Raw genomic sequence first — 22,476 nt, forward strand, 5'->3', positions numbered from 1 at the left:
CATGGCCGTCAAGAAAAGAGGTCTCGGACGTGGACTGGATGCACTGCTGAGTGGTCCGACCATCAGTTCGCTGGAAGAACAGGCTGTCCAGGCCGATCAGCGTGAGTTACAGCATCTGCCGCTGGACCTGCTCCAGCGCGGCAAATACCAGCCGCGTCGGGACATGGACCCACAGGCGCTGGAAGAGCTGGCACAGTCGATCAAGGCTCAGGGCGTGATGCAGCCGATCGTGGTTCGTCCGATCGGCAGCGGTCGCTTCGAAATCATCGCCGGCGAACGCCGTTGGCGCGCCAGCCAGCAGGCTGGTCAGGAAACCATCCCAGCAATGGTTCGCGATGTGCCGGATGAAACCGCGATCGCGATGGCACTGATCGAAAACATCCAGCGCGAAGACCTCAATCCGATCGAAGAAGCGGTGGCTTTGCAGCGTTTGCAGCAGGAATTTCAGCTGACTCAGCAACAAGTGGCCGAAGCGGTGGGCAAATCCCGCGTGACCGTGGCCAACCTGCTACGCTTGATCGCGTTGCCGGAAGTCATCAAAACCATGCTGTCCCACGGCGACCTGGAAATGGGTCATGCCCGTGCTTTGCTCGGTTTGCCGGAGAATCAACAGGTTGAAGGGGCGCGACACGTTGTCGCACGGGGGCTGACTGTACGCCAGACTGAAGCACTGGTTCGCCAGTGGTTGAGTGGTAAACACGAACCTGCTGAACCGGTAAAGCCGGACCCGGATATTGCTCGACTCGAACAGCGTCTGGCTGAGCGCCTAGGCTCTGCGGTGCAGATTCGCCACGGGAAAAAGGGCAAGGGGCAGTTGGTGATCGGTTACAACTCCCTGGATGAGCTTCAAGGTGTACTTGCACACATCCGCTGAAACATTTCCTCATGTAGCGTGCAGTCGGAAATCACTACCTGACAGTTGAATAGGGGCACAACCGCCCCTATACTCTGCGCGCATTTTGTCGGCACAAATTATGCCAAGTTATTGAATTCTGGCAGCCGATCATTGGGGAGCAAAAACGATGGAAAGCCGCACGCCAAACCGCTTGCCGTTCCATCGCCTGGCAGTTTTTCCGGTATTACTGGCTCAATTTGTCGTTTTGGTACTGGCCGCGTTGGCGCTTTGGTACTGGCATGGAGTCGTAGCCGGGTACTCAGGACTTTGCGGAGGCCTGATAGCCTTGCTGCCCAATGTTTATTTCGCTCACAGGGCATTTCGGTTTTCCGGCGCCCGAGCAGCTCAAGCCATCGTCCGGTCTTTTTATGCTGGCGAGGCGGGCAAACTAATTTTGACGGCAGTGCTCTTTGCATTGACGTTTGCAGGTGTGAAGCCATTGGCGCCGCTAGCTGTATTCGGCGTCTTCGTGTTGACCCAACTGGTCAGCTGGTTCGCGCCCCTGCTGATGAGAACAAGACTTTCGAGACCTTAGGGCGTTTGAGGCAACCATGGCAGAGACAACCGCTTCGGGCTATATCCAGCACCACTTGCAGAACCTGACCTTCGGTCAGCACCCAACTGGCGGGTGGGGTTTTGCCCACACCGCAGCAGAAGCCAAAGAAATGGGCTTCTGGGCTTTCCATGTCGATACTCTCGGCTGGTCGGTCGCGTTGGGTCTGATCTTCGTTTTTCTTTTCCGCATGGCGGCGAAGAAGGCGACTTCCGGTCAGCCTGGCGGCCTGCAGAACTTCGTCGAGGTTCTGATCGAGTTCGTCGACAGCAGCGTGAAAGATACCTTTCACGGCCGTAATCCATTGATCGCGCCATTGGCTCTGACGATTTTTGTCTGGGTGTTCCTGATGAACGCCGTCGACCTGGTACCGGTTGACTGGATTCCGAAGCTGGCTGCCTTCATTACTGGCGACCCGCACCTGGTCTTCCGTGCTGTTTCTACTACTGACCCGAATGCGACCCTGGGTATGTCCCTGTCGGTATTCGCGTTGATCATTTTCTACAGCATCAAGGTCAAGGGCATCGGCGGCTTCATCGGCGAACTGACCCTGCACCCGTTCGGCAGCAAGAACATCTTCGTTCAAGCCCTGCTGATTCCGGTGAACTTCCTGCTGGAGTTCGTGACGCTGGTTGCCAAGCCAATCTCCCTGGCACTGCGTCTGTTCGGCAACATGTACGCCGGCGAGCTGGTCTTCATTCTGATTGCTGTGATGTTCGGCAGCGGTCTGCTCTGGCTTAGCGGCCTTGGCGTAGTTCTGCAGTGGGCGTGGGCTGTGTTCCACATCCTGATCATCACCCTGCAGGCGTTTATCTTCATGATGCTGTCCATCGTTTACCTGTCGATGGCGCACGAAGAGAACCATTAAGACCAGTCTCGACTAGTCTGATGTCCCACTCGGTCAAACGAGTGGGTGCCCGAACAGGGCTATGAAACGATTTGTTTTACCGCTTTAAAATCTAAAAAACCTAAACCATACGACGTAAAAGTCGGGAGGAAAGATGGAAACTGTAGTTGGTCTAACCGCTATCGCTGTTGCACTGTTGATCGGCCTGGGCGCACTGGGTACCGCAATTGGTTTCGGCCTGTTGGGTGGCAAGTTCCTGGAAGGCGCAGCGCGTCAGCCAGAGATGGTTCCAATGCTGCAAGTTAAAATGTTCATCGTTGCCGGTCTGCTCGACGCCGTCACCATGATCGGTGTTGGTATCGCTCTGTTCTTCACCTTCGCGAACCCATTCGTTGGTCAACTCGCTGGCTAATTACTCGAACCTTCGAGTAATTGGTGTGATGTGCAACGAACGAGCGAGGTGTTGGCGTGAACATTAATGCAACCCTGATTGGCCAGTCCGTTGCGTTCTTCATTTTTGTACTGTTTTGCATGAAGTTCGTGTGGCCTCCGGTCATCGCGGCTTTGCACGAACGTCAGAAGAAGATCGCGGATGGACTGGACGCTGCCGCCCGAGCAGCTCGCGACCTGGAGTTGGCCCAAGATAAAGCGGGTCAACAACTGCGCGAAGCAAAAGCTCAGGCAGCCGAAATCATTGAGCAAGCCAAGAAACGCGGTAATCAGATCGTCGAAGAGGCTGTTGAAAAAGCCCGTATCGACGCTGACCGTGTGAAGGTTCAGGCTCAGGCCGAGATCGAGCAGGAACTGAACAGTGTCAAAGACGCGCTGCGTGCCCAATTGGGTGCTCTGGCCGTTGGCGGCGCCGAGAAGATCCTGGGTGCCACAATCGATCAAAACGCGCACGCGGAGCTGGTAAACAAACTGGCTGCTGAAATTTAAGCGAGGGCGATCATGGCAGAATTGACCACGTTGGCCCGACCTTACGCTAAGGCAGCCTTCGAGCACGCCCAGGCCCACCAGCAACTGGCCTCTTGGTCAGCCATGCTCGGCCTGGCTGCAGCAGTGTCGCAAGACGACACCATGCAGCGCGTGCTCAAGGCCCCGCGACTGACGAGCGCAAACAAGGCCGCCACGTTTATTGACGTGTGCGGCGACAAGTTTGATGTGAAGGCACAGAACTTCATTAACGTCGTTGCCGAAAACGACCGTCTCCCGCTGTTGCCGGAGATCGCCGCTCTGTTTGACCTGTACAAGGCCGAACAAGAGAAATCGGTAGACGTTGAAGTCACCAGTGCTTTTGCATTGAACCAAGAACAGCAAGACAAACTCGCCAAGGTTCTCAGTGCACGACTCAACCGGGAAGTGCGCCTGCAAGTCGAGGAAGACAAATCCCTTATTGGGGGCATTGTCATCCGCGCCGGCGACCTGGTAATCGATGGCTCGGTTCGCGGCAAACTCGCGAACCTTGCCGAAGCATTGAAATCTTGAGTTTGAAGGGGCAGCAGAGCAATGCAGCAACTCAATCCTTCCGAAATAAGTGAAATTATCAAGGGCCGCATCGACAAGCTCGATGTGACCTCCCAAGCCCGTAACGAAGGCACTGTCGTCAGCGTATCTGACGGTATCGTGCGGATTCACGGTCTGGCCGACGTAATGTACGGCGAGATGATCGAGTTTCCGGGCGGCGTCTTCGGTATGGCTCTCAACCTGGAGCAAGACTCTGTAGGTGCCGTTGTATTGGGCTCTTACCAGTCTCTGGCTGAAGGCATGAGCGCCAAGTGCACTGGCCGCATCCTCGAAGTTCCGGTTGGTAAGGAACTGCTGGGTCGCGTAGTCGACGCACTGGGTAACCCAGTTGACGGCAAAGGTCCGCTGAACAACACCGAGACCGATGCGGTCGAGAAAGTTGCTCCAGGCGTGATCTGGCGTAAGTCGGTAGACCAGCCTGTACAGACTGGCTACAAGGCTGTCGATGCCATGATCCCTGTCGGCCGTGGCCAGCGTGAGCTGATCATCGGTGACCGTCAGATCGGTAAAACCGCTCTGGCGATCGACGCGATCATCAACCAGAAAAACAGCGGCATTTTCTGCGTCTACGTAGCTATCGGTCAGAAACAATCGACCATTGCTAACGTTGTTCGCAAGCTGGAAGAAAACGGCGCACTGGCTAACACCATCGTCGTGGCTGCGAGCGCTTCGGAATCTGCAGCACTGCAATTCCTGGCACCGTACTCCGGTTGCACCATGGGTGAATTCTTCCGCGACCGCGGTGAAGACGCGTTGATCGTTTATGACGATCTGTCCAAGCAAGCAGTGGCTTACCGCCAGATTTCCCTGCTGCTGCGCCGTCCACCAGGCCGTGAAGCTTACCCAGGCGACGTGTTCTATCTCCACTCCCGTCTGCTGGAGCGCGCATCCCGCGTTTCGGAAGAATACGTAGAGAAGTTCACCAACGGCGCAGTAACCGGCAAAACCGGTTCCCTGACCGCATTGCCGATCATCGAAACCCAGGCTGGCGACGTTTCCGCGTTCGTTCCGACCAACGTGATTTCCATCACCGACGGTCAGATCTTCCTGGAATCGGCCATGTTCAACTCCGGGATCCGTCCTGCTGTGAACGCCGGTGTTTCGGTATCCCGTGTGGGTGGTGCCGCTCAGACCAAGATCATCAAGAAGCTCTCCGGTGGTATCCGTACCGCTCTGGCTCAGTACCGTGAACTGGCGGCATTCGCCCAGTTCGCTTCTGACCTGGACGAAGCGACCCGTAAGCAACTTGAGCATGGTCAGCGCGTTACCGAGCTGATGAAGCAGAAGCAATACGCGCCAATGTCGATCGCTGACATGGCGCTGTCGCTGTATGCCGCTGAGCGTGGGTTCCTGACTGACGTTGAAATCGCCAAGATCGGCAGCTTCGAACAAGCGCTGATTGCTTTCTTCAACCGCGATCACGCCGATTTGATGGCGAAGATCAACGTGAAGGGTGACTTCAATGACGAAATCGACGCTGGCCTGAAAGCCGGTATCGAGAAGTTCAAGGCCACCCAAACCTGGTAAGCCGCAGCGGGAGCCGCAAGGCTCCCGCTTGCTAACCTGATAGGTGTTACATGGCAGGCGCAAAAGAGATTCGCAGTAAGATTGCGAGCATCAAAAGCACGCAAAAGATTACCAGCGCCATGGAAAAAGTGGCGGTCAGTAAAATGCGCAAGGCACAAATGCGCATGGCTGCTAGCCGTCCTTACGCGGAGCGCATCCGCCAGGTTATTGGTCATTTGGCCAACGCTAACCCGGAATATCGCCACCCCTTCATGATCGAGCGTGAAATCAAGCGCGTCGGTTATGTCGTAGTGAGCAGTGACCGTGGTCTGTGTGGTGGCTTGAACACCAACCTGTTCAAGGCCCTGGTCAAGGACATGGCGGTAAACCGCGAAAACGGCGTCGAGATCGATCTGTGTGTTGTTGGTAGCAAGGGTGCGGCTTTCTTCCGCAACTTCGGCGGTAACGTCGTTGCAGCTATCAGCCACCTGGGTGAAGAGCCGTCGATCAATGATCTGATTGGCAGCGTCAAGGTGATGCTGGATGCCTACCTGGACGGCCGTATTGATCGCCTGTCCGTGGTGTCCAACAAGTTCATCAACACCATGACGCAACAGCCTACTGTGGAGCAGTTGATTCCACTGGAGGCCACCCCGGATCAATCGCTCAAGCACCACTGGGACTATCTCTACGAACCGGATGCCAAAGAGCTGCTTGACGGCTTGATGGTCCGCTACGTTGAGTCGCAGGTCTACCAGGCGGTGGTCGAGAACAACGCGGCTGAACAAGCTGCGCGGATGATCGCGATGAAGAACGCTACCGACAACGCCGGTGATTTGATCAGCGATTTGCAGCTGGTCTACAACAAGGCGCGTCAGGCTGCGATCACCCAAGAGATCTCGGAAATCGTCGGCGGCGCTGCCGCGGTTTAACGGTTCAAATATTCAGAGGATCCAGCTATGAGTAGCGGACGTATCGTTCAAATCATCGGCGCCGTTATCGACGTGGAATTCCCACGCGACAGCGTACCGAGCATCTACAACGCGCTGAAAGTAGTGAGCGCGGCTGAAACCACCCTGGAAGTTCAGCAACAGCTGGGCGACGGCGTGGTTCGTACCATTGCGATGGGTTCCACCGAAGGCTTGAAGCGCGGTCTGGAAGTCAAAGACTCCGGCGCAGCCATCTCCGTACCGGTCGGTAAAGCGACCCTGGGCCGGATCATGGACGTACTGGGCAACCCGATCGACGAAGCTGGCCCGATCGACACCGAAGAGCGCTGGGGCATTCACCGTCCTGCGCCAACCTTCGCTGAACAAGCTGGCGGCAACGACCTGCTGGAAACCGGCATCAAGGTTATCGACCTGGTTTGCCCGTTCGCCAAGGGTGGTAAAGTCGGTCTGTTCGGTGGTGCCGGTGTAGGCAAAACCGTAAACATGATGGAACTGATCCGTAACATCGCCATCGAGCACAGCGGTTATTCCGTGTTCGCCGGTGTGGGTGAGCGTACTCGTGAGGGTAACGACTTCTACCACGAGATGAAGGATTCCAACGTTCTGGACAAAGTGGCACTGGTTTACGGTCAGATGAACGAGCCGCCGGGTAACCGTCTGCGCGTAGCACTGACCGGCCTGACCATGGCCGAGAAGTTCCGTGACGAAGGTAACGACGTTCTGCTGTTCGTCGACAACATCTATCGTTACACCCTGGCCGGTACTGAAGTATCCGCACTGCTGGGCCGTATGCCTTCCGCAGTAGGTTACCAGCCGACCCTGGCCGAAGAGATGGGTACTCTGCAAGAGCGTATCACTTCGACCAAAAACGGTTCGATCACCTCGATCCAGGCGGTATACGTACCGGCGGATGACTTGACTGACCCGTCGCCAGCGACCACCTTCGCCCACTTGGACGCCACTGTCGTTCTGTCCCGTGACATCGCTTCCCTGGGTATCTACCCAGCGGTCGATCCACTGGACTCGACTTCGCGTCAGCTGGACCCGAACGTGATCGGTCAGGACCACTACGACACCGCTCGCGGCGTACAGTATGTTCTGCAACGTTACAAAGAACTGAAGGACATCATTGCGATCCTGGGTATGGACGAGCTGTCGGAAGCCGACAAGCAGTTGGTAAACCGTGCTCGTAAGATCCAGCGTTTCTTGTCGCAGCCGTTCTTCGTGGCTGAAGTCTTCACCGGTGCTTCGGGTAAATACGTTTCCCTGAAAGACACCATTGCTGGCTTCAAAGGCATCCTCAACGGTGACTACGACCACCTGCCAGAACAAGCGTTCTACATGGTCGGCGGCATCGAAGAAGCGATCGAGAAAGCCAAGAAACTGTAATCCCGGCGCCCGGCAACGGGCGCTAATTTAGGTTGAGGCAATCAGATGGCTATGACAGTCCATTGCGATATCGTCAGCGCGGAAGGGGAAATCTTTTCCGGCCTGGTCGAGATGGTGGTTGCGCACGGTGCACTGGGTGATCTTGGTATCGCCCTGGGTCACGCGCCGCTGATCACTAATCTCAAGCCGGGCCCGATCCGCCTGATCAAGCAGGGCGGGGAAGAGGAGGTGTTTTACATCTCCGGCGGTTTCCTCGAGGTTCAGCCGAACATGGTCAAGGTGCTTGCCGACACTGTGCAACGCGCTGCCGACCTGGACGAAGCCTCCGCTCAGGAAGCCGTTAAGGCTGCCGAGAAGGCCTTGCATGACCGTGGTGCAGAATTCGATTACGGTTCTGCCGCCGCACGTCTGGCCGAGGCTGCAGCTCAGCTGCGCACCGTCCAGCAGATCCGCAAGAAGTTCGGCCACTAATAGGCCTCACTTGTTGTGCGATTGATTAAAAAGGGTAGCCTCGGCTACCCTTTTTTCTTTTCCGACATTCATAACCTGGTCGCAGCCGCTGACCACCCAGGATTTGGTAGCCAGTCATGTCTTTAGAAATCGTTATTCTCGCTGCTGGCCAAGGCACTCGCATGCGTTCTGCGTTGCCGAAAGTTCTGCACCCGATTGCCGGCAACTCGATGCTTGGCCATGTTATCCACAGCGCCCGGCAACTTGATCCACAGCGCATCCACGTAGTGATCGGCCATGGCGCCGATGCCGTGCGCGAGCGTCTGGCGGCGGATGATCTGAATTTCGTCTTGCAGGACAAACAGCTGGGGACCGGTCATGCGGTGGCGCAGGCTGCGCCGTTCATCAAGTCCGACACTGTGCTGATTCTCTACGGTGACGTGCCGCTGATTGAAGTCGAAACCCTGCAACGTTTGCTGAAGAAAGTGGCGCCGAAACAACTGGGTTTGCTCACCGTTGAACTGGACGACCCAACCGGCTACGGCCGCATCGTCCGTGACGCGGCTGGTAAGGTCACCGCTATCGTCGAGCAGAAAGACGCCAACGAAGCTGAACGCGCAATCACCGAGGGCAATACCGGCATTCTGGCGCTGCCTTTCGAAGGTCTCGGCGACTGGATGAGCCGACTCTCCAACAACAATGCCCAAGGCGAGTATTACCTGACCGATGTGATCGCCATGGCGGTCAGCGACGGACTGGTGGTGGCCACCGAGCAACCCCACGACGCGATGGAAGTGCAGGGTGCTAACGACCGCAAGCAGCTTTCCGAGCTTGAGCGTCACTATCAGCTGCGCGCCGGTCGTCGTTTGATGGCTCAGGGCGTGACCCTGCGTGACCCGGCTCGTTTTGATGTGCGTGGTGAAGTCACCGTCGGTCGCGACGTGCTGATCGACATCAACGTGATCCTCGAAGGCAAGGTCGTTATTGAGGACGACGTGATCATCGGCCCGAACTGTGTGATCAAGGACAGCACCTTGCGCAAAGGGGTGGTGATCAAGGCCAACAGCCACATCGAAGGCGCGATTCTCGGCGAAGGCAGCGATGCCGGTCCGTTCGCTCGTTTGCGCCCAGGCACAGTGCTGGAAGCACGAGCACATGTGGGTAACTTCGTTGAGTTGAAAAACGCTCATTTGGGCGAGGGCGCCAAGGCCGGTCACCTGACTTACCTGGGGGATGCGGAGATTGGTGCGCGTACCAACATCGGGGCTGGCACCATCACCTGCAATTACGACGGCGCGAACAAGTGGAAAACGGTGCTGGGTGAAGATGTGTTCATCGGCTCCAACAACTCGTTGGTTGCGCCTGTGGATATCTCTGCGGGTGCAACGACTGCGGCGGGTTCGACGATTACCCAAAATGTGGATAACGCTCAGTTGGCGGTAGGTCGGGCACGTCAGAAGAACATCGACGGCTGGAAGCGGCCGGAGAAGATCAAGAAGAGCTGAGTTATCCACAGCTCTTTTTATCGCCTCACGCTTGACGAAGTTTCGCCGATAGGTTTTGATTGCTTCCGTTATCTTTCGAATCGAAACTTACAAAGTCATGTCGAAACGCAATACACCTCAACGCCGTCACAATATCCTCGCCTTGCTCAATGAGCAGGGCGAAGTCAGTGTGGATGAGCTGGCCAAGCGCTTCGAAACGTCGGAAGTTACGATCCGTAAGGACCTCGCGGCGCTTGAGAGCAACGGCTTGCTGCTGCGCCGTTATGGCGGAGCGATCACCATGCCGCAAGAGCTGGTGGCCGACATTGGTCAGCCGGTGTCCAAATACAAGCAGGCTATTGCCCGCGCCGCCGTGACGCGGATTCGCGAGCATGCGCGGATCATCGTCGATAGCGGCAGCACCACGGCGGCGATGATTCCGGAACTCGGCGCACAACCGGGTCTGGTGGTAATGACCAATTCCCTGCATGTCGCCAACGCCTTGAGCGAGCTCGAGCATGAGCCGGTGCTGTTGATGACCGGCGGCACCTGGGACCCGCATTCGGAGTCCTTTCAGGGGCAGGTGGCCGAGCAGGTACTACGCTCTTACGACTTTGATCAGTTGTTCATCGGTGCCGATGGCATCGATTTGATCCGCGGCACAACCACCTTCAACGAATTGCTGGGACTGAGCCGGGTCATGGCTGAAGTCGCCCGCGAAGTGGTTGTCATGGTCGAGGCCGACAAGATCGGCCGCAAGATTCCCAACCTGGAGCTGCCCTGGAGCAGTGTCCATACCCTCATTACCGATGATCGCCTGCCGCTAGAGGCACGGGATCAGATTCAGGCCCGCGGAATCAACTTGATCCTCGCGGCTGTCAATCAGGAGAAATAGCATGTGTGGAATTGTTGGCGCAGTTGCAGAACGTAACATCACTGCCATCCTGCTCGAAGGCCTGAAGCGCCTGGAATACCGTGGCTATGACAGTGCCGGTGTAGCGGTCTACACCAATGACGAAAAGCTTGAGCGCCTGCGCCGCCCGGGCAAGGTCAGTGAATTGGAACTGGCGCTGGCCGAAACACCGCTGGTCGGCCGCCTGGGTATCGCCCACACCCGCTGGGCCACTCACGGTGCGCCGTGCGAGCGTAACGCTCACCCGCATTTCTCCGGTGATCTGGCGGTGGTGCACAACGGCATCATCGAGAACCACGAAGCCCTGCGCGAGCAACTGAAAGCCTTAGGTTACGTGTTCACCTCGGACACCGACACTGAAGTGATTGCTCACCTGTTGAACCACAAACTCAAGGATCTGCGTGATCTGACCGTGGCCCTGAAGGCTACTGTCAAAGAGCTGCACGGTGCTTACGGTTTGGCGGTCATCAGCGCTCAGCAACCGGATCGTCTGGTCGCCGCCCGCAGCGGTAGCCCACTGGTCATCGGTCTGGGCCTGGGTGAAAACTTCCTGGCTTCCGATCAGTTGGCCCTGCGCCAGGTCACTGACCGCTTCATGTACCTGGAAGAAGGCGATATCGCCGAAATTCGCCGCGACAGCGTGCAGATTTGGGACGTAAGCGGCCACGTTGTCAAACGCGAATCCGTGCAGTACCGAGATGGCGCCGAAGCCGCCGACAAGGGCAAATTCCGCCACTTCATGCTCAAGGAAATCCACGAGCAACCGGCTGTGGTGCAGCGCACCCTGGAAGGTCGCCTGAGTCCGAACGGTGTGTTGGTGCAAGCGTTCGGTCCACAGGCTGCCGAGTTGTTCGCCAAAGTGCGTAACGTGCAGATCGTCGCGTGTGGTACCAGTTACCACGCCGGCATGGTTGCCCGTTACTGGCTCGAAGAACTGGCCGGCATCCCTTGCCAGGTCGAAGTCGCCAGCGAATTCCGCTACCGCAAGGTCGTGGTGCAGCCCGACACGCTGTTCGTGACCATCTCCCAGTCCGGCGAAACCGCTGACACCCTGGCTGCCCTGCGCAACGCCAAGGAACTGGGTTTCCTCGCCAGCCTGGCGATCTGCAATGTCGGCATCAGCTCACTGGTGCGTGAGTCCGACCTGACACTGCTGACCCAGGCCGGTCGTGAAATTGGCGTGGCCTCGACCAAAGCCTTCACTACTCAATTGGTCGGCCTGTTGCTGCTGACCTTGTCCCTGGGCCAGGTTCGCGGCACGTTGGCCAAAGGCGTCGAAGCCACGTTGGTTGAAGAGCTGCGTCGCCTGCCGACCCGCCTCGGCGAAGCCCTGGCCATGGACACCACCGTGGAGAAAATCGCCGAGCTGTTCGCCGAGAAAAACCACACCCTGTTCCTCGGTCGTGGTGCGCAATTCCCGGTAGCGATGGAAGGGGCTCTCAAGCTCAAGGAAATTTCCTACATCCACGCCGAAGCCTATCCGGCCGGCGAGCTGAAACATGGCCCGTTGGCGCTTGTGGATAACGACATGCCAGTGGTCACCGTGGCACCGAACAACGAGCTGCTGGAGAAGTTGAAATCCAACCTCCAGGAAGTCCGCGCCCGTGGTGGTCAGCTGATCGTCTTTGCAGACGAGCAGGCCGGCATGACCAATGGTGAAGGCACTCATGTTGTACAGATGCCACACATCCACGACACCCTGTCGCCGATCCTCTACACCATTCCGTTGCAGTTGCTCTCGTATTACGTGGCCGTGCTGAAGGGCACCGACGTTGACCAGCCGCGTAACCTGGCGAAGTCGGTGACTGTGGAATAAGTTATCCACAGGTGATGCAAACATTAAAAATCGCAGCCTACGGTTGCGATTTTTTTTATCTGAATTGAGGACACGGCCATGGACCGTTTTCAGGAAATGCAGGTCTTCGCCGCCGTCGCCCAGGACCAAGGCTTCTCGGCGGCGGCAAGGCGTTTGGGCCTGTCGGCAGCCAGTGTCACTCGCGCCGTGGCGGCGTTGGAGAAACGCATCGGCACGTTGCTGCTGACACGCACCACCCGCAGTGTTCATTTGAGCGAGGCGGGTCAGCGTTACCTGGAAGACTGTCGGAGGATTCTCGCCGAGGTGCAGGAAGCCGAGGATTCGGCAGCTGGCAGTCACGCTCAACCTCGTGGGCAACTGACGATCACGGCGCCGGTGTTGTTCGGTGAGTTATTTGTCACGTCGGTGATGGTGGATTATCTGACGCAATTTCCTGAAGTCTGCATCAACGCTTTACTGGTGGACCGGGTGGTGAGCATGGTCGAGGAGGGCATCGATGTGGCGGTGCGTATCGGTGAGTTGCCTGACAGCAATCAGCATGCAATTCGAGTGGGTGAAGTGCGGCGGGTGATTTGCGCTTCTCCTGGATTTCTGACTGACCGTGGTCAGCCTCAACATCCTGCAGATTTGAGCGGAGCCCCGATCATCGCCACCTCGTCCATTGGTCAGCTCAGAAGCTGGCCGTTTCTTGACGCGGGAGAGCTGATCAGCGTTCGTCCGGAACCGCGTCTTGTTGTCACCGCCAATCAGGCTGCAATCACCGCCGCATGCATGGGTCTGGGACTGACCCGGGTTCTGTCGTATCAAGTGGCGAGTAAAGTCGCTACCGGTGAGCTGGAAATCGTTTTGGCTGACTTCGAATTACCTCCATTACCCATTCATGTGGTCTACCAAGGTGGGCGCAAGGCCCCGGTGCGGGTCCGTAGTTTTGTGGACTTCGCGGTGAAGACCCTGCGCGAACATCCGGCCTTGCTCGGCTAAAGGGTTATTGCGCCGACTGAAATAATGGATTGCGTTTGGTGGTTATTCTGTTGGTTTCGTTGAGGGTGGAAGATAGCGGTCGTCGGCGCTGATCCCTCCTGAACCGCGCCACCCCAACGGAGTCAACCATGCAAGCCATCAAGCTCTACAACTTCCCTCGTTCTGGCCACGCTCACCGTGTAGAGCTGATGCTGTCCCTGCTGCAACTACCGACCGAGCTGATTTTCGTCGATCTGGTCAAGGGCGCGCACAAACAGCCGGATTTCCTGGCGCTCAACGCTTTTGGTCAGGTGCCGGTCATCGATGATCAAGGCGTGGTACTGGCCGATTCCAACGCGATCCTGGTTTATCTGGCGCAAAAGTACGGTAACGGCCGCTGGCTGCCAGCCGATCCGGTTGGTGCGGCCAAGGTTCAGCGTTGGTTGTCGATTGCCGCTGGGCCGATTGCCTTTGGCCCTGCCAGAGCCAGGTTGATCACAGTGTTTGGTGCGGCTTACAACGCTGAAGAGGTGATCGCCTATTCCCACACCGTGCTCAAAGTGATCGATCAGGAACTGGCAGCAACACCCTATCTGGCTGGCGCCGAGCCAACCATTGCCGACGTTTCGGCCTACAGCTACATCGCCCATGCGCCAGAAGGCAATGTGTCGCTGGAAGACTACGCCAACATCCGCGCCTGGCTGGCGCGGATCGAAGCCTTGCCAGGTTTTGTCGGCATGCCGCGCACTGTTGCCGGTCTGCAAAAAACTGCCTGATGCTTGCGGCCTGACACTGTCGGGTCGTTCACACTGCGCCGATGGCGCAGGGGAGAAGTCGTTATGGACCGTTCACCCTGGCACGCCGGCGAGAAACAATTGCAGGCTTATGTGGGCATTGCCGAGCGAATGGAGGTACTCGGTCGTAAGGTGATTCGCAGCGAGATGCCGGACCAGCACCGCAAATTCTATGAGCAACTGCCGTTCATGCTGTACGGCGCGGTGGATGCCGACGGTAATCCTTGGGCCAGTATCCTTGAAGGGCAACCGGGCTTTGCTCACTCGCCCGAGCCGGGTGCGCTGCAATTTCGCAGCCTGCCGGGCGCGGATGATCCTGCGCGATTGACCGAGGGCGCGGCGATCGGCCTGCTGGGGATCGAGCTGCACACCCGTCGCCGCAACCGCCTCAACGGCCGAGTCGGCGCGATGACGGCGAGCGGCTTCGATGTGGCGGTGGAGCAGTCCTACGGCAATTGCCCGCAATACATTCAATTGCGGCAGTTTCGCTCGGTGCCGTTGGCGGATCCGTCGACTCGCATCGCGCAACACCTCAATGGGCTGGATGATGCGGCCAAAACCCTGATCGCGGGAGCCGATACGTTCTTTGTCGCTAGTTACGTGGACGTCGATGGCCAACGTTCGGTGGACGTTTCTCACCGCGGCGGCCAGGCCGGTTTCGTACAGGTCGAAGGTAATCGCCTGACCATTCCGGATTTCGCCGGCAACCTGTTTTTCAACACCTTGGGCAACTTGCTGCTCAATCCTCGGGCCGGTTTGCTGTTTATCGACTTCAATTCGGGAGACCTGCTGCACCTCAGCGGTCGCACCGAAGTCATTCTTGAAGGCCCACAGGTCGAGGCGTTTCAAGGGGCCGAGCGCTTGTGGACATTTGAAGTGGAAAGCGTGGTGCGTCGTCCCGCCGCGCTGGCTCTGCGGTGGCGCTTCGACGGCGTGTCACCCACCAGTTTGCTGACCGGCACCTGGGCGCAGGCCAACGCCCGTCTGCAGGCCCAGGCCTTGGGGGATTGCTGGCGGCCGTTGCGGGTGGTGCGCATCGAGGCGCAAAGCCACAACATCCGCTCAATCTATCTGGAGCCTGCCGATGGCGCGGGGTTGCCAGTGTTCCAGGCCGGGCAGCATTTGCCCCTGCGCTTCAACATTGCCGGTGATGTCCATATCCGTACGTACAGCCTGTCGAGCGCGCCGTCCGATGATTTTTTCCGCATCAGCGTGAAGCGAGAAGGTTTGGTGTCTTCGCACCTGCATGAACAGGTGCGCGTCGGTGATCTTTTGGAGGCCCGCGCGCCTCAGGGGCATTTCACCGTGGCGCCTAATGAACGTCGGCCGCTGGTGCTTCTGGCTGCCGGGGTGGGAATCACGCCGCTGCTGTCGATGCTGCGCGAGGTGGTTTATCAAGGCCTGCGCACCCGCCGCATCCGGCCGACCTGGTTCTTCCAGAGTTCGCGCACGCTGGCCGATCAAGCGTTTCGTCCTGAACTGGATCGCTTGCTCGATGGCGCAGGTGATGCGGTCAGGGTGTTGCGCCTGCTAAGTCAGCCGGAGGCAGAGGCCCGAGAGGGGGAAGACTTCGACCTGACAGGGCGGATCGACACCGCGTTGCTCAAGACCATTCTTGAAGTGGAGGACTACGATCAGCTGGATTTCGTCCTCTGTGGTCCGGGCAGTTTTACCCAGGGGTTGTACGACAGCCTGCGGGAACTGGACATCCGCGATGCAAGGATTCACGCCGAAACCTTCGGCCCCTCGACTTTGCGCAGGGTGCCGGACCCCGACGCGGTGGTCATCGAGCAACAGCCCGCGGCTACGACCTCGGTGCCGGTGGTGTTTCAGCGTTCGGCGAAAGAGGCCCGCTGGCAACCCGACGGTGGCAGTTTGCTGGAGTTGGCGGAAAGCCGTGGGTTGCGCCCGGAATTCAGCTGCCGTGGCGGTTCCTGCGGGACCTGCAAGACACGCCTGATCAGTGGCCAGGTGAATTATCCACAGCCGCCGGCAGAAGTGCCGGACGACGGACAGGTGCTGATTTGTTGTGCGATTCCAGCGCAGGGGTCGCAGCCTTTAGTCCTCGACCTGTAGCATCTGCCGAACGCAGCGTCTGGCCGCTGCGACAAAGGATCAGATTCAGTTATGTATTTTTTCGCTCGTCTGTCGGCCTTGATTGTCGCGGTGGCGTTGCTCAACGGTTGCGAACGACAGGACGCGCCACCGCTCGATCAGCAACTCTACGTCTGGCAACGACAATGGACACCGGCCCACGAAGCGGCGCTGAGGGACAGCCGCGCTGACTTTTCTACCCTGCGGGTGCTGGCTTTGCAGGCATTCCCTGAGGCGGGTTGGAGCCGGGCGCGGATTGACCCGACGCTGCTCAGACGTGATGGTCGGCCGCTGATCGCGGTGATTCGTCTTGATGGCCAACTCAAGTCGCTGGATCGGGACGAAGTCACCACGCAGATCCAGCAGGTGCTCGGCGATTGGCAAGGGCAGGGGCTGACCCTCTCCGGCGTGGAAATCGACCACGATGCGGGCAATGCCCGGCTTGCGGCCTATCGGGAATTCCTCGCGCATTTGCGCACGATTCTGCCGGCCACTATGCCGTTGAGCATCACAGCATTGCCGGCCTGGCTCGACAGTCCCGAATTGCCGGCGCTGTTATCCGCAGTCGACAGCAGCGTGGTGCAGGTGCACGCGGTGAGCGATCCGCGTCTCGGCTTGTTCGACCCGGATCAGGCTCGTAAATGGACCGAGGCCTGGAGCCGCATCACTTCGAAACCTTTCTATCTGGCGCTGCCAGCCTATGGTGTGGCGTTGTTGCCGGGCGGCGGTGCGCCGGTAGTGGAAAGCGAAGTGCCCATCGAACGGAGCGGAAAACGCCGGGAATTGCTCGCCGATCCGCAGCAACTGAGCAGGCTCGGGAGCGAATTGCGCAATGATCCACCGGCTCATCGGCGGGCCTGATCTGGTTTCGTCTGCCGCTGGCCAACGACCGCCGGGCCTGGAGCCTGACGACCCTGGGCGCCGTAGCTCGTGGCGATGCCCTCGACAGTCACCTCGCGCTGAAACTCTCTGAGCAAGAAGGCCTGTATGACATCAGCCTCAGCAATCAGGGCAACCTCGACAGCGCCTGGCCCGAACGCCTGACACTCGCGGTGCAGGGCTGTGATGGCGCCGATGCGTTGGCCGGTTATGCGTTGCAACAGCGTCCGGATCTGCTTACCTTCACCCGCCTGCGCGACGGTCGAATACCGGCCGGCGAGCGGCGCGCCATTGGTTGGGCTCGTTGCGCACATATTGATCAAGGAGGTTCGAATGTTGACCCGTAACTGGCCCCGTCATCTGCTGTGCCTGAGCCTCAGTTTGCCGCTGGGTTCGGCGCTGGCCTGCGGGCCGGACTTCCCGATGCGTCTGCTGGACAACCGCGGCCAGTCGCTGGCGGAGCTGCCGGAAGGTAACTTCAGGTTTGAAATCAGTCGCCTCGGGCATGCGGTCGCCGGGCTGAAGAACGTCACCGAATCCGCCAATAGCATGGATGCGCCCGACTACACAGAACAGCGGGATAAGGCTGAACAATCCGGTTTGACGGCTGAACAGCAGGTGCTCGTGAAACAGTTACGCAGCCTGACCGATGCGCATCAGGTCGAAATTGAGGGCGCGAGCCTGCCGGCTGAGCTCAATCTTTATCTGGCCGGCGCTGTGGCATTCAATGCCGGTGATTATGGGCTGGCAGCCGAGTACTTCCAGAAGGTGCTGGCATTGCCGGCGGATCAACGGGCGTTGCGCAGCACCTGGGCTGCTTATTCGTTAGGTCGGGCGCTGTTTGCCATGAGCTCGGAAGCGGACGCTGGCCCCGACCTGTTAGCCCAGTCTCGAAAGGCCTTCGAGCAGACCCGTCAGCTAAGCATCGACGGCTTCAGTGACCCACTGGAACTGGGCGTCGCCAGTCTTGGCGAAGAGGCCCGCGTCGCCCGCACGGCCGGCGACTGGAACAGCGTCATCGAACTCTACGCCACGCAAAACCTCCAGGGTTCGGCGGTGGGTTACACCTCTCTGAAGCTGTTGATGGCCGATCTGGCGGCGCTGCCGGAGGATCAACTGGCGGTGTTGCTCACGGGCAAACCGGTGCAGCAACTGGTCACGGCGTCCTTGATCAGCCGACTGGGCTGGTCATTCGGCGATCAACCGCCGAACGAATTGAAACTGATCAAACTGCTGCAAAACAGCACCCGCGGTAGCCTCGACAACGCTGATCGGCTGGCGGCGGTGAATTATCAGCAGGGTGATTACGCCAGCGCCAAGGCCTTCCTCGAACACGCTGGTGATGGCGGACTGGCGTGGTGGCTGCGGGCCAAATTGGCAGTGCGCGATGGTGATAAAAACGCGGCTGCCGCGGCGTATGCGAAAGCTGCCCAGGCCTTCCCACAGAATGAATCGTGGGGTGAGCGGCGCACGCCGGACTGGGACTTCGAAACGCTTCAGCCCAAGTGCCGGGTTGAGGGTGAAAGCGCGATCCTCGCCCTTCAACGTGGGGATTACCTGCAAGCGTTCGATCAGCTTTATCGCAGTAAAGATATCTATTGGTTCGACGCAGCCACCGTCGCCGAGCGCGTACTGACCCTCGATGAACTCAAGCATTACGTCGACACTCAAGTGCCAGCACCGCCATCTCTAACTCAGGAGGATCGCGACAACTATGTGCAGTTGCCGGTGGCGGCGAAATTGCGCAATTTGCTTGGGCGGCGTTTGTTGCGCGAGGAACGTTACGACGAAGCACCGGCGTACTTCGCCAGCGTCGAGTTGCAACATAAGGCTACGTGGTATGGGCAGTTGCGCCACGACGCTGAATCAAAATGGTGGCCGACCAAACGGGCATTCGCTTACTACCATGCCGCGACACTGGCCCGTTTCGACGGAATGGAGCTGTTGGGCTACGAGATGTCTCCGGATTTCGCGACCTTTGGCGGCAACTACAGCCTCGAAAGCAGCGAACTCAAGGTCGGTTCATTAGTGGCTGAAGGTGAAGTCAAACGTCAGCAGGCAAGCGCAGCCCAGCCCGATCAGCGCTACCACTACCGTTTTGTCGCCACCGCATTAGCCAGTCGCGCAGCGGACAATTTGCCGCCTACCAGTGCGGCCTTTGCGGCAGTGCTGTGTGCGGCGGCGGGGTGGAACAGCAGCCTCGAAGAAGAAAGCGCCTTCTATCAACGCTATGTCAAAGAAGGACCGTACGTGGATTGGGCGGTGAACTTCGGTCGCCGATGTCCTTACCCGGATTTCCCGAACGCTGACAAACGTTACGTAACCCAGGCATTGGACCCTGTTCGCTCGGCCTTGCGACCTTACAAAAAATGGCTGCAAGTGGGCGGCGTCGTGGTGTTTACAGCGGTAGCGCTGGTGCTGATCAATCGCCGCAAGCGCAAAGCGCTGACGTAATCATGCCTGTTGCACAAAGGTCAGCCGCACGGCAAAGCCGATCAACAGGCTGCCAAACAGCCATTGCTGCAGGCGCTGGGCCGAGGGACTGCGTTGCAGCCAACGGCCCAGCGCTTCGCCGGTCAGTGCGTAAGCGCAGTCGAACAGCAAACCGACACTGACCAGCACCACGCCCAGGGTCGCAAATTGCGCGAGCACCGGCCCGGCGTGTGGATCGATGAACTGCGGCAGCAGCACCGAGCAGAACAGCAGCGCTTTGGGGTTGAGCAGGTTGGTCAGCAAACCGCGCTGGATCGCTGCACGCCAGCGAGGTTTCTCGGTGGTGGCGTCTACTCCGTTCAAACTCGGCAGCAATGTGGTTCGCAGGCATTGAATGCCGATCCACAGCAAGTAAGCCGCCCCGGCCAGGCGAACCACGTCGAACGTCCAGGGCGCAGCCTTGAACAGTGCCGCCAGCCCCAACGCTGCCAAGGCCACATGACATCCCCGGGCAATGCCCAGACCCACCGCAGTGGCCAGCGCCGCGCCTTTTCCCTGACGGGCACCGGTCTGCAACAGCAGGATCATGTCCGGGCCCGGCAACAGATAGACCACCGCCAGCGCCATGAAAAACACCCAGAGTCCTGCCACGTTGCACCCCATTCGTTGTCGATTCGGTACAGCCAGTCTAGGGCTGAAGGACAGGGCAGGTGGTTGCGTAGTTCGCTTCTAAACTGCTTCGAGTTGGCATAACCTGCCACTGACTTGCACGTAAACCATCGGGATCTGCCAAACCATGAAACTGGACGCCTACGACCGCAAGATTCTCGCAGCCCTGCAGCGGGACGGTCGCCTGAGCAATGTACAACTGGCTGACGAGATCGGCCTGTCCGCTTCGCCTTGTTTGCGCCGGGTACGGATGCTTGAAGAAGCCGGGGTGATACGCGGTTACCAGGCCAATCTGGATCGCGATGAAGTAGGGCTGGGGCTGACGGTGTTTGTCGGGGTCAAGGTCGAACGGCACAACGATGAGCAGGCCGAAGCCTTTCGCTTGGCCGTGACGGCGTTACCCGAAGTGATTTCGGCCTTTCTGGTGTCAGGGGAATCTGATTTTCTGCTGCAAGTGGTGGTGCCGGACCTGCGTGCCTATGACCGTTTTCTCACGGGGCGTTTGCTGAAATTGCCGGGTGTGAGCGACATTCGCAGCAACTTTGCGATTCATACGGTGAAGACGCCGGGGGCGTTGCCGCTGGAGCATTTACCAGCGAACTAAGATCGTTCCCACGCTCTGCGTGGGAATGCAGCCCGTGACGCTCCGCGTCACATCCAGAGCCGAACGTCCGTTGAGGCATTCCCACGCAGAGCGTGGGAACGATCATCTCCAGGTTTACATCTGCGTCGCCATCCCCCCCACATTCATCGCCGCCTGGCGTAAAGCCTCGGAGCGGGTCGGGTGTGGATGGCAGGTCAGGGCAATGTCTTCGGCAGAGGCGCTGAACTCCATGGCCACGCAATATTCGCCAATCATTTCACTGACGCTTGGACCCACAAGGTGCACGCCGAGAACCTCGTCGGTCTGTTCATCGGCCAGCACTTTGGCGAAGCCTTCGGTCTCGTGATTGATCTTTGCCCGGCTGTTGGCGGTGAAGGGAAATTTGCCGACCTTGTAGGCGCGACCTTCGGCCTTCAGTTGTTCTTCGGTCTTGCCGACGCTGGCCAGCTCCGGTTTGGTGTAGATCACGTTGGGGATCAGGTCGTAATTGACCTCGCCAGCCTTGCCGACAATCTGTTCGATGCAGGCCATGGCTTCGTCTTCGGCCTTGTGGGCGAGCATCGGCCCGGAGGTGACGTCACCGATTACCCAGATACCAGCGGCTTCGGTGCGATGACCTTTGTTGGCGAGCATGCCGCGCTTGTCCGTGGCGAGACCGATGTTTTCCAGCCCCAGGCCTTGGGTGTAAGGCCGGCGTCCAATGGAGACCAGCACGTAATCCGCTTCAAGCAGTTCGGCGGTGCCGCCCGCCGCGGGCTCGACGCTGAGCTGAACGCCGGTTGCCGAGGTCGTGGCGCTGGTGACTTTGGAACTCAATTTGAAGCTGATGCCCTGTTTACTCAACGAGCGTTGCAAGGTTTTGCCCGCTTCATCATCTACACCAGGGCAGATCCGGTCGAGAAACTCAACGACGGTCACCTGAGCACCCAAACGCCGCCACACCGAACCCAGCTCCAGACCGATCACCCCGGCGCCGATCACCACCAGATGCTTGGGCACTTCGGCCAGCGACAACGCGCCCGTTGAATCGAGGATGCGTTTGTTATCAATGTCGACACCGGGCAGGGGAGTGGGCTCGGAGCCGGTGGCGATGATGATGTTCTTGGCGTTCAATTCAGTCTTGCCGCCCTGGCTGTCAGTCACTGTCACTTTGCCGGGCCCGTCGATGTGGCCCCAGCCCTTGATCCAGTGGACTTTGTTTTTGCGAAACAGAAACTCGATGCCTTTGGTCAGCCCGGTAACGCTTTCATCCTTTTGCTTCATCATCTGCGCGAGGTTGAGGGTGGGCTTTACTTCAATCCCCAGGTTGGCGAATTCCGCACCCATGGCGGCGTCGTAGAGTTCGGAGGCGTGCAGCAGCGCCTTTGACGGCATGCAGCCGACGTTCAGGCAGGTGCCGCCGAGGGTGGCGCGTCCTTCTACGCAAACCGCTCTGAGGCCCAACTGACCGGCGCGGATCGCTGCGTTATAACCGCCGGGGCCTCCGCCCAGAATCACGACGTCATAGATGTTCATGGCTGTACTCCTGGAATGAAAGGGGATAGGGATGGGTAAACGTAGTTCCTGAATAAAATTACGAGCGTAATATGTGCGTTCCGCGGTATTTCGGTCAAGGCTTCAGCGAAGAGACAGGTTGAGCGCCTTTAGATAGGGCATTTAAGAACGGAAATTTCACGGCTTTCGTTATATCGTAACGAATTGAGATATGAGCAA

At 58.6% G+C, this 22,476-nt stretch carries 20 protein-coding genes and 1 pseudogene; 19 read left to right on the forward strand and 2 right to left on the reverse strand.

All coding sequences use genetic code 11. The features are described 5' to 3' along the window. The first annotated feature begins 1 nt into the window (after position 1). The 18 genes and pseudogenes from ACYZT5_RS24565 (at position 2) to ACYZT5_RS24650 (ending at position 19,511) form a co-directional block, all read left to right on the forward strand. Positions 2-874 carry a ParB/RepB/Spo0J family partition protein gene (locus ACYZT5_RS24565; protein ID WP_462047779.1) on the forward strand — a complete coding sequence of 291 codons (873 nt, stop codon included), beginning with the start codon at positions 2-4 and terminating at the stop codon, positions 872-874. A 148-nt stretch (positions 875-1,022) separates the two neighbouring features. After that, positions 1,023-1,430 (forward strand): F0F1 ATP synthase subunit I, encoded by a 408-nt coding sequence (locus ACYZT5_RS24570; RefSeq protein WP_007948092.1) that lies wholly within the window; start codon positions 1,023-1,025, stop codon positions 1,428-1,430. A 16-nt stretch (positions 1,431-1,446) separates the two neighbouring features. Beyond that, positions 1,447-2,316 carry a F0F1 ATP synthase subunit A gene (gene atpB / locus ACYZT5_RS24575; protein WP_462047780.1) on the forward strand — a complete coding sequence of 290 codons (870 nt, stop codon included), beginning with the start codon at positions 1,447-1,449 and terminating at the stop codon, positions 2,314-2,316. A 133-nt stretch (positions 2,317-2,449) separates the two neighbouring features. Further along, on the forward strand, positions 2,450-2,707 hold the full coding sequence (gene atpE / locus ACYZT5_RS24580; protein WP_002555987.1) for a F0F1 ATP synthase subunit C: 258 nt from the start codon (positions 2,450-2,452) through the stop codon (positions 2,705-2,707). A 56-nt stretch (positions 2,708-2,763) separates the two neighbouring features. Further along, the gene (locus ACYZT5_RS24585) at positions 2,764-3,234 is read left to right on the forward strand and encodes a F0F1 ATP synthase subunit B (protein WP_008027535.1); all 471 of its coding nucleotides are present in this window, start codon (positions 2,764-2,766) and stop codon (positions 3,232-3,234) included. A gap of 12 nt (positions 3,235-3,246) precedes the next feature. Further along, positions 3,247-3,783, forward strand: coding sequence for a F0F1 ATP synthase subunit delta (locus tag ACYZT5_RS24590; protein WP_462047781.1), 537 nt, complete (start codon positions 3,247-3,249; stop codon positions 3,781-3,783). Between the two features lie 21 nt (positions 3,784-3,804). Beyond that, positions 3,805-5,349: a F0F1 ATP synthase subunit alpha gene (gene atpA / locus ACYZT5_RS24595; protein WP_150711443.1), complete on the forward strand. Its 1,545-nt coding sequence runs from the start codon at positions 3,805-3,807 to the stop codon at positions 5,347-5,349. Positions 5,350-5,399: 50 nt separating this feature from the next. After that, positions 5,400-6,260, forward strand: a complete 861-nt coding sequence (gene atpG, locus ACYZT5_RS24600; RefSeq protein ID WP_033059680.1) for a F0F1 ATP synthase subunit gamma — start codon at positions 5,400-5,402, stop codon at positions 6,258-6,260. 27 nt (positions 6,261-6,287) lie between these two features. Further along, positions 6,288-7,667, forward strand: a complete 1,380-nt coding sequence (gene atpD, locus ACYZT5_RS24605) for a F0F1 ATP synthase subunit beta (protein WP_462047782.1) — start codon at positions 6,288-6,290, stop codon at positions 7,665-7,667. Positions 7,668-7,712: 45 nt separating this feature from the next. Further along, a complete protein-coding gene (locus ACYZT5_RS24610) occupies positions 7,713-8,138 on the forward strand; it encodes a F0F1 ATP synthase subunit epsilon (RefSeq protein ID WP_462047783.1) in 426 nt (141 codons plus the stop codon). A 116-nt stretch (positions 8,139-8,254) separates the two neighbouring features. Then, on the forward strand, positions 8,255-9,622 hold the full coding sequence (gene glmU / locus ACYZT5_RS24615; RefSeq protein WP_462047784.1) for a bifunctional UDP-N-acetylglucosamine diphosphorylase/glucosamine-1-phosphate N-acetyltransferase GlmU: 1,368 nt from the start codon (positions 8,255-8,257) through the stop codon (positions 9,620-9,622). A gap of 97 nt (positions 9,623-9,719) precedes the next feature. Further along, complete coding sequence (locus tag ACYZT5_RS24620) at positions 9,720-10,496, forward strand: DeoR/GlpR family DNA-binding transcription regulator (RefSeq protein ID WP_462047785.1); 777 nt, start codon at positions 9,720-9,722, stop codon at positions 10,494-10,496. A gap of 1 nt (position 10,497) precedes the next feature. Further along, positions 10,498-12,330, forward strand: coding sequence for a glutamine--fructose-6-phosphate transaminase (isomerizing) (glmS, locus tag ACYZT5_RS24625; RefSeq protein WP_462047786.1), 1,833 nt, complete (start codon positions 10,498-10,500; stop codon positions 12,328-12,330). Between the two features lie 78 nt (positions 12,331-12,408). Then, the gene (locus ACYZT5_RS24630; RefSeq protein ID WP_462047787.1) at positions 12,409-13,311 is read left to right on the forward strand and encodes a LysR family transcriptional regulator; all 903 of its coding nucleotides are present in this window, start codon (positions 12,409-12,411) and stop codon (positions 13,309-13,311) included. 128 nt (positions 13,312-13,439) lie between these two features. Next, positions 13,440-14,066: a glutathione S-transferase family protein gene (locus tag ACYZT5_RS24635; RefSeq protein WP_462047788.1), complete on the forward strand. Its 627-nt coding sequence runs from the start codon at positions 13,440-13,442 to the stop codon at positions 14,064-14,066. Between the two features lie 63 nt (positions 14,067-14,129). Continuing rightward, entirely contained in the window at positions 14,130-16,160 is a 2,031-nt protein-coding gene (locus ACYZT5_RS24640) for a 2Fe-2S iron-sulfur cluster-binding protein (RefSeq protein ID WP_462047790.1), read from the forward strand. 51 nt (positions 16,161-16,211) lie between these two features. Then, a pseudogene (locus ACYZT5_RS24645) lies at positions 16,212-17,404 on the forward strand (DUF3142 domain-containing protein). Continuing rightward, positions 17,391-19,511: a hypothetical protein gene (locus ACYZT5_RS24650; protein ID WP_462047791.1), complete on the forward strand. Its 2,121-nt coding sequence runs from the start codon at positions 17,391-17,393 to the stop codon at positions 19,509-19,511. The pseudogene ACYZT5_RS24645 and the gene ACYZT5_RS24650 overlap by 14 nt, the downstream one beginning before the upstream one ends. Here the strand turns inward: ACYZT5_RS24650 and ACYZT5_RS24655 are convergent, their stop codons facing one another. Further along, a complete protein-coding gene (locus ACYZT5_RS24655; RefSeq protein WP_462047793.1) occupies positions 19,512-20,141 on the reverse strand; it encodes a LysE family translocator in 630 nt (209 codons plus the stop codon). 145 nt (positions 20,142-20,286) lie between these two features. Between ACYZT5_RS24655 and ACYZT5_RS24660 the strand changes: the two genes are divergently transcribed. Continuing rightward, positions 20,287-20,763 carry an Lrp/AsnC family transcriptional regulator gene (locus ACYZT5_RS24660; protein ID WP_074872185.1) on the forward strand — a complete coding sequence of 159 codons (477 nt, stop codon included), beginning with the start codon at positions 20,287-20,289 and terminating at the stop codon, positions 20,761-20,763. Positions 20,764-20,877: 114 nt separating this feature from the next. On the opposite strand, the gene lpdA is transcribed toward ACYZT5_RS24660, so the two are convergent. Then, positions 20,878-22,278, reverse strand: coding sequence for a dihydrolipoyl dehydrogenase (gene lpdA / locus ACYZT5_RS24665; RefSeq protein WP_462047794.1), 1,401 nt, complete (start codon positions 22,276-22,278; stop codon positions 20,878-20,880). Between the last annotated feature and the right edge of the window lie 198 nt (positions 22,279-22,476).

The organism is Pseudomonas sp. LB3P14, from assembly GCF_054898045.1.

Excerpts from the sequence above, each read along its gene's own strand:
- ACYZT5_RS24565 (WP_462047779.1), top strand. The coding sequence starts at position 2 with ATGGCCGTCAAGAAAAGAGGTCTCGGACGTGGACTGGATGCACTGCTG.
- ACYZT5_RS24570 (WP_007948092.1), top strand. The coding sequence starts at position 1,023 with ATGGAAAGCCGCACGCCAAACCGCTTGCCGTTCCATCGCCTGGCAGTT.
- atpB (WP_462047780.1), top strand. The coding sequence starts at position 1,447 with ATGGCAGAGACAACCGCTTCGGGCTATATCCAGCACCACTTGCAGAAC.
- atpE (WP_002555987.1), top strand. The coding sequence starts at position 2,450 with ATGGAAACTGTAGTTGGTCTAACCGCTATCGCTGTTGCACTGTTGATC.
- ACYZT5_RS24590 (WP_462047781.1), top strand. The coding sequence starts at position 3,247 with ATGGCAGAATTGACCACGTTGGCCCGACCTTACGCTAAGGCAGCCTTC.
- atpA (WP_150711443.1), top strand. The coding sequence starts at position 3,805 with ATGCAGCAACTCAATCCTTCCGAAATAAGTGAAATTATCAAGGGCCGC.
- atpG (WP_033059680.1), top strand. The coding sequence starts at position 5,400 with ATGGCAGGCGCAAAAGAGATTCGCAGTAAGATTGCGAGCATCAAAAGC.
- atpD (WP_462047782.1), top strand. The coding sequence starts at position 6,288 with ATGAGTAGCGGACGTATCGTTCAAATCATCGGCGCCGTTATCGACGTG.
- ACYZT5_RS24610 (WP_462047783.1), top strand. The coding sequence starts at position 7,713 with ATGGCTATGACAGTCCATTGCGATATCGTCAGCGCGGAAGGGGAAATC.
- glmU (WP_462047784.1), top strand. The coding sequence starts at position 8,255 with ATGTCTTTAGAAATCGTTATTCTCGCTGCTGGCCAAGGCACTCGCATG.
- ACYZT5_RS24620 (WP_462047785.1), top strand. The coding sequence starts at position 9,720 with ATGTCGAAACGCAATACACCTCAACGCCGTCACAATATCCTCGCCTTG.
- glmS (WP_462047786.1), top strand. The coding sequence starts at position 10,498 with ATGTGTGGAATTGTTGGCGCAGTTGCAGAACGTAACATCACTGCCATC.
- ACYZT5_RS24630 (WP_462047787.1), top strand. The coding sequence starts at position 12,409 with ATGGACCGTTTTCAGGAAATGCAGGTCTTCGCCGCCGTCGCCCAGGAC.
- ACYZT5_RS24635 (WP_462047788.1), top strand. The coding sequence starts at position 13,440 with ATGCAAGCCATCAAGCTCTACAACTTCCCTCGTTCTGGCCACGCTCAC.
- ACYZT5_RS24640 (WP_462047790.1), top strand. The coding sequence starts at position 14,130 with ATGGACCGTTCACCCTGGCACGCCGGCGAGAAACAATTGCAGGCTTAT.
- ACYZT5_RS24650 (WP_462047791.1), top strand. The coding sequence starts at position 17,391 with ATGTTGACCCGTAACTGGCCCCGTCATCTGCTGTGCCTGAGCCTCAGT.
- ACYZT5_RS24660 (WP_074872185.1), top strand. The coding sequence starts at position 20,287 with ATGAAACTGGACGCCTACGACCGCAAGATTCTCGCAGCCCTGCAGCGG.
- lpdA (WP_462047794.1), bottom strand. The coding sequence starts at position 22,278 with ATGAACATCTATGACGTCGTGATTCTGGGCGGAGGCCCCGGCGGTTAT.